Annotated in this window: 13 protein-coding genes; 4 read left to right on the top strand and 9 right to left on the bottom strand. The window is 60.5% G+C overall.

The features are described from left to right. Positions 1–254 precede the first annotated feature (254 nt). Entirely contained in the window at positions 255–1,037 is a 783-nt protein-coding gene (locus ACSBQV_RS16410; RefSeq protein WP_099783909.1) for an AraC family transcriptional regulator, read from the top strand. 4 nt (positions 1,038–1,041) lie between these two features. Here the strand turns inward: ACSBQV_RS16410 and cybC are convergent, their stop codons facing one another. After that, positions 1,042–1,428 carry a cytochrome b562 gene (cybC, locus tag ACSBQV_RS16405; protein ID WP_033644470.1) on the bottom strand — a complete coding sequence of 129 codons (387 nt, stop codon included), beginning with the start codon at positions 1,426–1,428 and terminating at the stop codon, positions 1,042–1,044. A 138-nt stretch (positions 1,429–1,566) separates the two neighbouring features. Beyond that, complete coding sequence (pmbA, locus tag ACSBQV_RS16400; protein ID WP_042785444.1) at positions 1,567–2,907, bottom strand: metalloprotease PmbA; 1,341 nt, start codon at positions 2,905–2,907, stop codon at positions 1,567–1,569. A 179-nt stretch (positions 2,908–3,086) separates the two neighbouring features. Here pmbA and yjgA point away from each other — a divergent pair, with 179 nt between their 5' ends. After that, on the top strand, positions 3,087–3,635 hold the full coding sequence (yjgA, locus tag ACSBQV_RS16395; protein WP_004936968.1) for a ribosome biogenesis factor YjgA: 549 nt from the start codon (positions 3,087–3,089) through the stop codon (positions 3,633–3,635). A 30-nt stretch (positions 3,636–3,665) separates the two neighbouring features. Here yjgA and ACSBQV_RS16390 read toward each other — a convergent pair whose 3' ends face one another. The 5 genes from ACSBQV_RS16390 to aaeX all read right to left on the bottom strand — a co-directional run bounded on the left by ACSBQV_RS16390 (position 3,666) and on the right by aaeX (position 7,831). Continuing rightward, positions 3,666–3,965 (bottom strand): barstar family protein, encoded by a 300-nt coding sequence (locus ACSBQV_RS16390; protein ID WP_033644909.1) that lies wholly within the window; start codon positions 3,963–3,965, stop codon positions 3,666–3,668. A gap of 5 nt (positions 3,966–3,970) precedes the next feature. Then, the gene (locus ACSBQV_RS16385; RefSeq protein WP_099783907.1) at positions 3,971–4,438 is read right to left on the bottom strand and encodes a ribonuclease; all 468 of its coding nucleotides are present in this window, start codon (positions 4,436–4,438) and stop codon (positions 3,971–3,973) included. 279 nt (positions 4,439–4,717) lie between these two features. Further along, complete coding sequence (aaeB, locus tag ACSBQV_RS16380) at positions 4,718–6,685, bottom strand: p-hydroxybenzoic acid efflux pump subunit AaeB (protein ID WP_099783905.1); 1,968 nt, start codon at positions 6,683–6,685, stop codon at positions 4,718–4,720. Then, positions 6,685–7,620 (bottom strand): p-hydroxybenzoic acid efflux pump subunit AaeA, encoded by a 936-nt coding sequence (gene aaeA / locus ACSBQV_RS16375; RefSeq protein WP_033644462.1) that lies wholly within the window; start codon positions 7,618–7,620, stop codon positions 6,685–6,687. Before aaeA ends, aaeB begins: the two co-directional genes overlap by 1 nt. Positions 7,621–7,627: 7 nt before the next feature. Continuing rightward, the gene (gene aaeX / locus ACSBQV_RS16370) at positions 7,628–7,831 is read right to left on the bottom strand and encodes a p-hydroxybenzoic acid efflux pump operon protein AaeX (protein WP_004936952.1); all 204 of its coding nucleotides are present in this window, start codon (positions 7,829–7,831) and stop codon (positions 7,628–7,630) included. 314 nt (positions 7,832–8,145) lie between these two features. Here aaeX and aaeR point away from each other — a divergent pair, with 314 nt between their 5' ends. Further along, positions 8,146–9,057, top strand: coding sequence for an HTH-type transcriptional activator AaeR (gene aaeR, locus ACSBQV_RS16365; protein ID WP_004936950.1), 912 nt, complete (start codon positions 8,146–8,148; stop codon positions 9,055–9,057). On the opposite strand, the gene ACSBQV_RS16360 is transcribed toward aaeR, so the two are convergent. Then, entirely contained in the window at positions 9,048–9,392 is a 345-nt protein-coding gene (locus ACSBQV_RS16360) for a hypothetical protein (protein ID WP_099817987.1), read from the bottom strand. The genes aaeR and ACSBQV_RS16360 overlap by 10 nt on opposite strands. Further along, entirely contained in the window at positions 9,389–9,664 is a 276-nt protein-coding gene (locus ACSBQV_RS16355; protein ID WP_042785447.1) for a zinc ribbon domain-containing protein, read from the bottom strand. Before ACSBQV_RS16355 ends, ACSBQV_RS16360 begins: the two co-directional genes overlap by 4 nt. Positions 9,665–9,871: 207 nt before the next feature. Between ACSBQV_RS16355 and ACSBQV_RS16350 the strand changes: the two genes are divergently transcribed. Next, a complete protein-coding gene (locus ACSBQV_RS16350) occupies positions 9,872–10,813 on the top strand; it encodes a nucleoside hydrolase (protein ID WP_047026566.1) in 942 nt (313 codons plus the stop codon). Positions 10,814–11,160: the final 347 nt, after the last annotated feature.

Below are 11,160 nucleotides of genomic sequence, written 5' to 3'. Positions count from 1 at the left end.
CACTAAGAACTATTGCTTCAGGTGTTGGAATAAAATGACGCTTTATTCCTTATTAACTTCTTGTATTGCGAGAACGAAAACCTTCTTCTCACCCCGGTGTGAAAACTTGCGCGGGCTTTATGGCCGATAAAATAACGGCGCCCCAGACAAGCGTTATTTTTCTACCCCGATAGTAGGGCGACCGCCGCTGGCTTGCTTTATATGAAAGGCCAACTATCATTGCGTTTCGGCCAACCTGCCGCCAAAGGGGACACATGCGCAACGTCCGCATTGATGACATCGACCACGTAGCACGCGCGGTGATCGCCATCGGCACCGATTATCCGCCGGGGCATTTGCTGCCGATGCACAGCCACCGGCGCGCGCAGTTGCTGTACGGCGCCACCGGCGTCATGCACGTTTTCACGCAGCAAGGCAATTGGATCGTCCCGCCGCAACACGCGGTGTGGCTGCCGCCGCAGATGCCGCACGCGGTGAGGATGGTCGGCGTCACTACCCGCAGTCTGTACCTCGAACCGGGCGCGTTGCCCGCCGAACAGCCTCAGGCTTGCCAGGTGGTCAGCGTCACCCCGCTGATGCGCCAACTGTTGATGGCGGCGGTGGACATGCCGCTGGAGTATGAGCGGGAGGGACGCGACGGGGCGCTGGCGACGTTGCTGCTGCACGAGCTGGCCCGGCTGCAACCCTTGCCGTTGCACATCCCGCTGCCCGCCGATCCTCGGCTGGGCGAGCTGTGCCGCGCCTTTTTGCAGCACCCCGACGCCCACGACTCCGCGCAGCAATGGGCCCCTCGTCTGTACATGAGCATTCGCACCTTCAGTCGCTTCTTTCGCGCGCAGACCGGCCTGCCTTTTTCGCAATGGCGTCAGCGCGCCTGCGTGGTGCTGGCGTTGGCGCTGCTGGCCGAAGGGCGCAGCGTGACGCAGGTGGCCATGGAGATGGGATATGACAGCAGCGCGGCGTTTTCAACCATGTTTCGCCGCGTGCTGGGGCAGGCGCCCTCCTCCTATCTGACGGAAGACGGGCGCGACGGTTGACGGGTTAGCGGAATTTCTTGTGGTTGGCGTCGCGGGTCTGCTTGAAGCCCTGCGCCAGCTGCTTGGCTTCGGCGACTTTGCCCTGATTGGCCAGCGCCAGCGCCTGATCGATCTGGCCGATCAGGGTATCCAACCCGCTGCGGAAATCTTTCATCTCCGGGCTGTCGGCGGCTTTGCTCTCCAGTTTCGGCGGAGTGCCCTGCTTGGCATCCTGCGCGGCGGCGCGCATGTTCTGCAGGCTCTGTTTGAGGGTGGCGGCGGAGTCGGTATTCAGCACCGTTTTGTAGTTTTCCGCCAGGGTGTCCATATCGTCGCCCAGATCGGCGGCGGCCGCCAGCGAACTGGCCGCCAGCAGCGTCAACGCCGCCAGCGCTTTCAGGGTATTCTGCATGTTTGCTCACCTTCCAGTTATTGTTTTAGTTAACCCACCGCTACCATAGGCAAGGCCGGGCAAAATCGAAACCGGAGATTTGTAAGCAAGGTTGAGGCGGGATAACGCGCGGCCGGCGGGCGCCGACCGCACAGAGGATCACTGGCCGGCGATCTTCATTTCCGGCAGCAGCACCGAACCGCACTGGATATTGCTGCGGGTTTCGATATCGCTGCCGACGCTGACGATGTTGCGCAGCATGTCTTTCAGGTTGCCGGCGATGGTGATCTCGCTGACCGGGTACTGGATCTCGCCATTTTCCACCCAAAAACCGGCGGCGCCGCGAGAATAATCGCCGGTGACGCCGCTGACGCCCTGGCCCATCAATTCGGTGACCACCAGGCCGGTACCAAGCTGTTTCAGCATGCCGGCGAAGTCTGCGCCCTGCCCGGCAATGCGCCAGTTATGGATGCCGCCGGCATGGCCGGTGCTGTGCAGGCCCAGCTTGCGCGCCGAGTAGCTGGTCATCAGCCAGGTTTGCAGCACGCCATCCTTGACGATATCGCGCCGTTGGGTGCGCACGCCCTCGCTGTCGAACGGCGTTGACGCCAGCCCTTTCAGCAGATGCGGGTGTTCCTCGACGGTCAGCCACGACGGCAGGATCTGCTTACCGAGCGCGTCCAGCAGGAAAGTGGATTTGCGGTAGACGCTGCTGCCGCTGATGGCGCCCACCAGATGGCCGAACAGCCCGGTGGCCACTTCGGAGGCGAACAGCACCGGCGCCTTCATGGTCGACAGCTTACGCGGCGCGAGACGCGCCAGCGTGCGGCGGGCGCACTCCTGCCCCACCCACTCGGGGCTGTGCAGATCGCCCATCGCACGGCCGATGGTGTAAGCGTAATCCCGCTCCATGTCGCCGTCCTGCTCCGCAATGACGCAGCTGGACAGCGAATGACGGCTGGAACAGTAGCTTTGCAGCATGCCGTGGCTGTTGCCGAACACCTTGATGCCGTAGTGGCTGTTGAAGCTGCCGCCTTCGGTGTTGGTAATGCGTTTGTCCGCCGCCAGCGAAGCCTGCTCGGCGCGCGCCGCCAGCTCGATGCCGCGCTCGGCGTCCAGCTCGGTCGGGTGGAACAGATCGAGATCCGGCGCCTCAAACGCCAACAAATCTTTCTCCGCCGGGCCGGCGCAGGGATCTTCAGAGGTGTAACGCGCGATGTCCAGCGCCGCCTGTACGGTGCGGGCGATGGCATCCGGGCTGAGATCGGTGGAAGAGGCGCTGCCTTTACGCTGACGGTGATACACGGTGATGCCCAGCGCGCCATCGCTGTTGAACTCGACGTTTTCCACCTCGCCGAAGCGGGTGCTGACGCTGATACCGGTCGATTTGGTGACCGCGACTTCCGCCGCGTCGGAACCGGCGCGTGCCAGCTCCAGAGCCTGAGAAACGGCCTGTTCCAGCGCCTTGCGCTGTTCTGCAACTTGAGTGACTACTTTCATCAATCTGCCATAATTAATCAGAAAATCGTTGAGAAAAGTGCCGGAGCGGCGTAGTTGTGCACGCGGGGCGGCGCGCAAAAATCCTGAGATCTCTGCCGTTGAGTCTAACAGGAACCGCGTTGAATTTCGCATAAAGCCGGCAACCTGTTAGGATTAGCCTCTTTTTAACGGAGCCTACCATGAACAAACAGCCTGAAGACTGGCTCGACGATGTCCCGGAGAATGAAAACGAGGACGATGACGAGATTATCTGGGTCAGTAAAAGTGAAATTAAACGTGATGCCGAAGCGCTGAAAGACCTGGGGGCCGAAATGGTCGATCTGGGCAAAAACGCGCTGGATCGCATTCCGTTGGACGAAGATTTGCGCGCCGCCATCGAGCTGGCGCAGAAGATCAAGAAAGAAGGCCGTCGCCGTCAGCTGCAGCTGATCGGCAAGATGCTGCGCGCCCGCGATATCGAGCCGATCCAGACCGCGCTCGACAAGCTGAAAAACCGCCACAACCAGCAGGTTTCGCTGTTCCATAAGCTGGAAGCGCTGCGCGACCGCCTGGTGGAAGAAGGCGATGACGTCATTCCGTCGATCCTGGATCTGTATCCGGCCGCCGATCGTCAACAGCTGCGTTCACTGGTGCGCAATGCGCAGAAAGAGAAGGCCGCCAACAAGCCGCCTAAGGCTTACCGCCAGATCTTCCAATACCTGCGCGAGCTGGCCGAAGCGGCTGACTAAGCGCCGCCGCTATCCCGGGATGAACCCGTTTCATCCCCGGTGATGCGCCGGTTCGCCGCTGCTTTCGCGGATATTGAAACGCAGGCTGCCTTCCAGCTCTTCTTCCGCTTCTTCAAACAGCAGAATGATCGCGCCAAAACGACGTTTGCTGCGGGCATTGAGGTGGGTGAACTCGATTTCCACCGGCAGACCGATATCGCCGGTCACCACGTCCCACAGCGCGTCGAGGTTGGCACCAAACCCCTCGTCCAGCGCAAACTTATGCGCGAAATCGCGGTAGAAGGCCGGCACATCCTGGATCTGCTCAAAATCAAACTCTACTTTTGCCATCAAACTCACTCCACACGAATGAAGTTTTTGTAATGGTCACGCGAGACGAAGATCAGACCGTCGCTCGAATACAGCAGGCGATCGGCGCCGCGCCGGCCACACTGGTAATTGATGTCCGCTTCACGCCAGACCCGGCCGCCGGCGCTCGGCAGTTGCCCTTCACGGTTAGAAAATCGATCGCCGCCAATCGCCTTGCCCGGCAATACCGAACAGAGGTTGCCTGAACGCGGGTCCCAGCCCTGCTCGCGCGCCTGCTTCTTGGTGATGTAATAACCCGGCAGCCGCTGATGCTGCTGCAGGTAACTCACCACCGTTTGCTGCTGCGTGAGCCGATCGATGCTCTGTTGCTGCCCCGCCGGCGCTTGCACCACCGCCGCATTGCCGCCAATCGCACGGTGCTCGTTGCCGCGCAACGCGCTGAAGACGGCGATGACCACGGCGATGACAATCGCCAACAGAATCCGCTTGTTCATGACATTCCCTGAAATTATGCCGCCGGAGGCGCCGCAGCTCCCCCAGGCTAGTTAGGTATATAGTCGAGCTGGATGAAACTAAGATGACCGACACGTTGCGTTTTCGCGGCGGTGAGGGTTTCATCCATTCATGTCAATGATGCCACTTTCCAGCCGTTCTGGCACTCGGAGTCTCTCTGAAAACGAGCCGCCTGCTCTGAGACGGCCCGCCGAACAACGACTGCTTACAGTATAGTCAGGGAAGGCGCCGCACAGCGCGGCGCAACAGGAGGGAACGCATCAATCGATCAAGGCGTGGCGATAGCGGTGCAGCATGTCGGCCAGGCGTTTCACCGGCCCGGTGACGCTGAGCGGCGCCTGATTGTCGACCAGCTTCTGCTGGTACTCGTTCATTTCGCCCAGCAAGCGATCGTAGTAATAGGCGCGCTTGACGTCGTTCTTGGCGGAGACCACCCGATCGGCGGTGCTGCGGATCTGGCGGTGGAAGGCCGACAGCTCTTCGCTGGCCGGAATTTCCGCTCGCTGCATGCGCTGGTGGGCGATGATCAGGTTCAGCGCCAGACGATACTTGGCGATGTCGTTCGGGAACATCATCAGCAGCTGATTAAGCTGCTGATACAGCGCAGGCAGGTGGTTTTGCCGACGGCGCGCCGCCTTGGTGGTCAGCGCCGACACCGCGCTGCTGACGAACTGGTTGAGCAACGTGCGGCCGGTGCGTTCGCGCGAATTATCGCGGATCAGCAGCAGCACCATCAGCCCGACGCAGCTGCCGAGGAACTGGCCCAGCGCCCCGTCAAGAAACTGGGTCACGTTGAACTCCATCGGGTTGCTCAGCACCAGAATGTTGATGGTCCCCGCCAACAGCCCCAGCGAACCGAGCCGCCGCTTCTGCACCTCGATGCCGATGAAAAACGCCAGCAGGCCAAGGCTGAGACACAGCAGCAAAATGCTCTGCTGGGTCGCCGGCAGGATCACCATGAAGAACAGAGAACCGACCGGGATTGCCGCCAGCATACCCAGCACGAAATCCATCGCCACCATGCGCGGCGCCGGGGTGCGCATCGCCAGCGAGGTGATCACCGCAATGATCACCATAAAACCGCTGCCGGACGTCCAGCCGGTCCACAGCCACAGCAGGCAGCCGAAGGCCGTCGCCACAAAGGTGCGCAGGCCGTTGATCATCGCGTGATGCCCTTCCGCCGAGGTCGGCTTGACCACTGTTTCGTTGCTCAAGACGCCCTCTTCCACCGCGCTGATGCTGCAGTTGGTGTGCACGCCTTTCGACAGCAGCAGGTAGCGCGTCGCCGCGCCGACCCAGCCGGTGATGGTCGGCAGCGTTTCCTCGGAGCGATGCGTGGTCAGCACCTGACGCAACAGCTTCATGCGCTTGTGGATCTCCTGCGGGGTCTCCGCCGGAACCATCAGCTGTTCCCGCAAACTTTCTTTCAGCGCCTCCGGGTGATTCAACAAGATCAGATAGGTTTCACAGGCCTGGGTGATCAGCGTCAGCGACAGGGTATGCAGCGCTTTCACCCGTCGGTTGACCTTCTGCCAGCGCGAGGATTCCATCATCAGGTTGTTGCGCATGCCGTCCAGCGCCGTGGTGCTCTTCACCAGATTGCTCCAGGCGCGGTCGATGTCCTCTTTATCGGCATGGCTGATGCACATCTGCATCAGGCGGTATTGATCCACCAGCAGCTTATCCACCGCCCGATCGATGTCCTGCTTGATCGAACGCGGCGAAAACAGCAGATCGGCCAACACGGCGCTGACGATCCCCAGCACGATCTCGCTGCAACGCTCGATGGCGAACTGCGGCGCTTCCAGCAGGTGGGCCTCGCTGGTGGCGACCGTCACGATGATGATCAGCGCGGTATAGCCGGCCAGCCCCCAGGCGTAGGAGTTCTCCACCTTGATAAGCGAAGAGAGCCAGGTGCAGAAACCGGCCCACATGCAGCACAGCATCAGCATCACTACCGGCGCGCGGGCGGTGGTGATGATGATGAGCAGGCCGACGAAGCAGCCGATAAAGGTGCCGATGATGCGCAGCCAGCCGCGATGGCGAATGGCGCCGGAGAAGGGTTCACCGCCGGCGGCAAAGGCCGGGCCGGCGGCGACGATGGCGGCGGTCATCGCCGACCAGCGCGGGGTTTCCAGATTGAGATGGAAGCCGACGAACAGCGCAAACACAATCGCGAAGCTGAGTTTGAAGGCAAATCTCAGCCGGATAAAGGTTGGGCTGCTCATTAGCCGAACTCACGCAGCCGGTGCATCAGGCGCACAAAAGGCGAGCCGCTGTCGGCATTGCGATCGTTCTTACCGACGATCACCACGGTGGCGGTGGTGCCGGCCGGGTACGGATGCTGTTGGTCCTTGGCGTCCAGCAGGATCTTCACCGGCACGCGCTGCGCCAGGCGCACCCACTCCAGGTTGCTGTCGATCGAGGCCAACCCTTTGTTGTTCACCGTGCTGCTGCTGTTGTTCACCGCCGCCGCCACGCTGTCGACGGTGCCATGCATGATGCGGTTGCTGCCGAGCGGGGTAATCTCTGCGCGATCGCCCTTATTCAGGCCGTTCAGCTTGGTCTCTTCCAGGTACGCCAGGATGTAGAAGGAATCTTTCTTCACCAGCGCCACCGCGACCGACCCGCGGGTGATGTATTCACCGGCGTGTACGTTGAGGTTGGTGATCCAGCCATCGGCCGGGGCGCGCACCGTGGTGCGCTCCAGATCCAACTGCGCCAGCTCGCGCGCCGCAATGGCCTTCGCCAGCTGGTGCTGCACGGTCTGCAGCGAGTTGTTCGACTGGTCAATCTCTTCCTGCGACATCGCCTGCACGCCCAACTTCACGCGGCGGCCGGCCTCACGCCGTTTTTCCGCCGCCAGCGTCTGATAGTAGGCGACGTCGGCGCCGGCTTCCGCCAAGGCCTGCTCATAACGCGGCCGATCGACCACGAACAGCACCTGGCCTTTCTTGACCAGTTGGTTGTCCACCACCGGCACGTCGGTCAGCAGGCCGCTGACGTCCGGCGCGATCGCCACCACGTCGGCGGTGAACTTGGCGTCACGCGTCCACGGCGACTCGGTGTAGAACACCCAGGCCTTGAATACCGCGGCAATGCCCAGCAGCACAAGAATCAAAGTGATCGCGATTCGGGTTATTTTTATCGAAAAATTTTTCACAGCGACCTCAAACAAAAAGACACGAAATCAGATAAAACAAGCAGCAATACAGCGCGGTATTAAACAGCGCCGGATGCCAGACAAAATCGTAAATCCCCGTCGGCTGCAGCAGGCGGCGCAAGAGAAAAAACAGCGCCAGCGACACCAGCAGCTCGAAAAACACCGGCGGAAACGACAGTCCAAAGATGACCATAACCGGAAGCAAACTCATCACTTTTTCCTTATTGTTCACTGCGCCGGGGAAAGACAGGTCTCGCCATTCACATTCTCTTTACATTTTAGCGTGCGCGCGCCACAAATCTTGACCAGGCAGCTTGTCCAGGTCACGAACCCGAAAAAAGGTTAAACTTTGGGGCAGACATCCACGACAGGGATTGCGAGGGTGCCGGAGGAGCGGCAGGATGACGTCGCCGCTCGCTCTCGCACGTTGGTGAGGTCTATTCACCCGACCACGTTATATTAGCCTGCTTACTATCAAGGCATCAACAATCTGTGATCTAAATCACTTTTAAGCCAGAGTGAATAATGGAAAGATTAAAACGCATGTCGGTATTCGCCAAAGTGGTTGAGTTCGGGTCGTTTACCGCGGCCGCGCGTCAACTCGACATGAGCGTTTCATCGATCAGCCAAACCGTCTCGAAACTGGAAAATGAGCTGCAGGTCAAGCTGTTGAACCGCAGCACGCGCAGCATCGGCCTGACCGAGGCCGGCAAGATTTACTATCAGGGCTGCCGACGCATGCTGCAGGAAGTCAGCGAAGTGCATGAGCAGCTGTACGCGTTTAACAATACGCCCGCCGGCACGCTGCGCATCGGCAGCTCGTCCACCATGGCGCAAAACGTGCTGGCGAACATGACCGCCGAGATGATGAAAGAGTACCCGGGTCTGACGGTCAACCTGGTGACCGGTATACCGGCGCCGGATCTGATCACCGACGGGCTGGATCTGGTGATCCGCACCGGCGCGCTGCAAGACTCGAGTCTGTTCTCGCGCCGCCTGGGGCAGATGCCGATGGTGGTGTGCGCCGCCAAAAGCTACCTGAGCCAGCACGGCACGCCGCAGAAGCCGAGCGACATGGTCAACTTTTCCTGGCTGGAGTACAGCGTGCGGCCCGACAGCGAATTCGAACTGATGTCGCCGGAAGGCATCACCACGCGCATTTCCCCGCAGGGGCGCTTCGTCACCAACGACTCCTCCACCATGATCCGTTGGCTGAAAAACGGCGCCGGCATCGCCTACGCCCCGCTGATGTGGGTGATCGAAGAGATCAAACGCGGCGAGATCGAGATCCTGTTCAAAAGCTACCATTCGGATCCGCGGCCGATCTACGCGCTCTATACCGAGAAGGACAAACTGCCGCTGAAGGTACAGGTGTGCATCAACTATTTAACCGACTATTTCGAACGCGTAGCGGCGGTCTATCAGGGTTATCGCTGAGCAACGCTTAAATAGCGGCGCGCCAGCGCGGCCAGCAGCATCAGCGCCAACATGCCGATGCCCCACAGCAGCCAGACGGCGTAGCCCGCCCAGGCCAGCAGCAGAGGAAAATAGCTCGCCAGCCCGTTGCCCAGCTGTTTCAGCCACGGCAGCCAGGCGTCCAACACCGTCTGCGGCACCAGGCTCAGCGTACCGTTCACCGGCAACGTTGCGTTTCCGGTCGCCTCCGCCAACGCCGGCAGCCAGGTCAGCAGGCCGGATACGCCCCAGGCCAGCAACGTCCACAGCGCCATGGCGCCGAGCAGCAGCGCGACCGTCCAGCCGCCCCGATTCACGGCACACCGCCGCCGCACTGCGGACAAAAGCGGCTGCCCGGCGGCAGCGGCGCGGCGCACTGTCCGCAGGTGGCGCTCACCGCAGCAAACGGCTGGCCGCAGCGGTGACAATAACGCGCGCCCGGCTTATTCACGGCCTGGCATTCCTGGCACTGCGGCCCCTGTTCGCCATGCTGGCTATAGCGGTTGCCATGGTGGCCACCGCCGTGGCCCGCGCGCCGATGACCGCCGTTAATACCGCCTTGCCCCAACAACCTTTTCAGTAAGCTCATCCCGCCTCTCCTCTGTGCATTAACGCTGAAGCTCACTGTAAACCCTGGAGTAAACTCCAGGGTAAAGCCCGGCGATGAGGATTTACGTTTCATTACATCGTAATAATGGCAAGGCTTTGATGCCGTTAACAAAAGCATCATCGGCATTATCCCACGCCGCCGCGCTGCGTTATGCTGCGGGCACCTCTCCCTGCATCAGGAATAACCATGAAAAAAATCATACTGGACTGTGACCCGGGGCATGACGACGCCATCGCCCTGCTGCTGGCCTGGGGCAATCCGCAGATCGACCTGCTGGCGGTCACCACCGTGGTGGGTAACCAGACGCTGGACAAAGTGACGCGCAACGCCCTGGCGGTGGCGCGCATCGCCAACATCACTGGCGTGCCCTTCGCCGCCGGCTGCCCGCGCCCGCTGGTGCGCGATATCGAAGTGGCACCCGACATTCACGGCGACTCCGGCCTCGATGGCCCGGTGCTGCCGGAACCTCACCTGCAGCTGGACTCGCGCCACGCGGTTGACCTGATCATTGAGACCGTGATGGCCCACCCGCCCGGCAGCGTGACGCTGGTGCCGACCGGCGGCCTGACCAATATCGCCATGGCAGTGCGTAAAGAGCCGCGCATTGCCGAGCGGGTCAAGGAAGTGGTGCTGATGGGCGGCGGCTATCATGTGGGCAACTGGAGCGCGGTGGCGGAGTTCAATATCAAAATCGATCCCGAGGCGGCGCACATCGTGTTCAATGAAAAATGGCCGCTGACCATGGTCGGGCTGGATCTCACCCACCAGGCGCTGGCCACGCCGGCAGTCTGCGAACGTATCGCCGCCCTCGGCACCCGGCCGGCCACCTTCGTCGGCGAACTGCTGGCATTCTTTGGCCGTATGTACCAACAGGCGCAGGGCTTCAGCGCCCCGCCGGTGCACGATCCTTGCGCAGTGGCCTATGTGATCGATCCGAGCGTTATGTCGGTGCGCAAAGTGCCGGTGGATATCGAGCTGACCGGCACCCTCACCTTAGGCATGACGGTCGCGGACTTCCGCGCGCCGCCGCCGCCGGATTGCCACACCCAGGTGGCGGTCAAACTGGATCAGGATAAATTCTGGGATCTGGTGGTGGATGCGCTGGAGCGGATCGGCGACGTGGAGTAAGCGCACAAGAGACGAGATTAACGCGCTTGGGCAGGCGCGTTAGTCTCTATTCTGCCGCAGCAACGGGGAGGCTCAAGTCATAACCGCTTTTATTTCCAATGCAGCAGAACAATCCTAATAATAAATCATTTCATAAAAATTAAAAAAAAACAGATAATGACAAGAAGAATCTTAATAAAAATAAAATCATGAAAATCACATTGAATTTAAAAACCAGCAATGGGAAACGATGAAGTAAATCTCCGCCCTCACGCCGCCACTGACGGCATCAATTAAACAAGCAGATACCTCTTTTATTCTTCACACTGCCTGCCAATATAGACCATTGCCGGGATACCCCTCGATAT

Source organism: Serratia sp. B501, from assembly GCF_051172315.1.
Lineage (GTDB): Bacteria > Pseudomonadota > Gammaproteobacteria > Enterobacterales > Enterobacteriaceae > Serratia > Serratia ureilytica.
Note: the sequence above shows the minus strand (reverse complement) of the source record. Positions and strands in the feature narration are given on the sequence as shown.

Excerpts from the sequence above, each read along its gene's own strand:
- ACSBQV_RS16410 (WP_099783909.1), top strand. The coding sequence starts at position 255 with ATGCGCAACGTCCGCATTGATGACATCGACCACGTAGCACGCGCGGTG.
- cybC (WP_033644470.1), bottom strand. The coding sequence starts at position 1,428 with ATGCAGAATACCCTGAAAGCGCTGGCGGCGTTGACGCTGCTGGCGGCC.
- pmbA (WP_042785444.1), bottom strand. The coding sequence starts at position 2,907 with ATGAAAGTAGTCACTCAAGTTGCAGAACAGCGCAAGGCGCTGGAACAG.
- yjgA (WP_004936968.1), top strand. The coding sequence starts at position 3,087 with ATGAACAAACAGCCTGAAGACTGGCTCGACGATGTCCCGGAGAATGAA.
- ACSBQV_RS16390 (WP_033644909.1), bottom strand. The coding sequence starts at position 3,965 with ATGGCAAAAGTAGAGTTTGATTTTGAGCAGATCCAGGATGTGCCGGCC.
- ACSBQV_RS16385 (WP_099783907.1), bottom strand. The coding sequence starts at position 4,438 with ATGAACAAGCGGATTCTGTTGGCGATTGTCATCGCCGTGGTCATCGCC.
- aaeB (WP_099783905.1), bottom strand. The coding sequence starts at position 6,685 with ATGAGCAGCCCAACCTTTATCCGGCTGAGATTTGCCTTCAAACTCAGC.
- aaeX (WP_004936952.1), bottom strand. The coding sequence starts at position 7,831 with ATGAGTTTGCTTCCGGTTATGGTCATCTTTGGACTGTCGTTTCCGCCG.
- aaeR (WP_004936950.1), top strand. The coding sequence starts at position 8,146 with ATGGAAAGATTAAAACGCATGTCGGTATTCGCCAAAGTGGTTGAGTTC.
- ACSBQV_RS16355 (WP_042785447.1), bottom strand. The coding sequence starts at position 9,664 with ATGAGCTTACTGAAAAGGTTGTTGGGGCAAGGCGGTATTAACGGCGGT.
- ACSBQV_RS16350 (WP_047026566.1), top strand. The coding sequence starts at position 9,872 with ATGAAAAAAATCATACTGGACTGTGACCCGGGGCATGACGACGCCATC.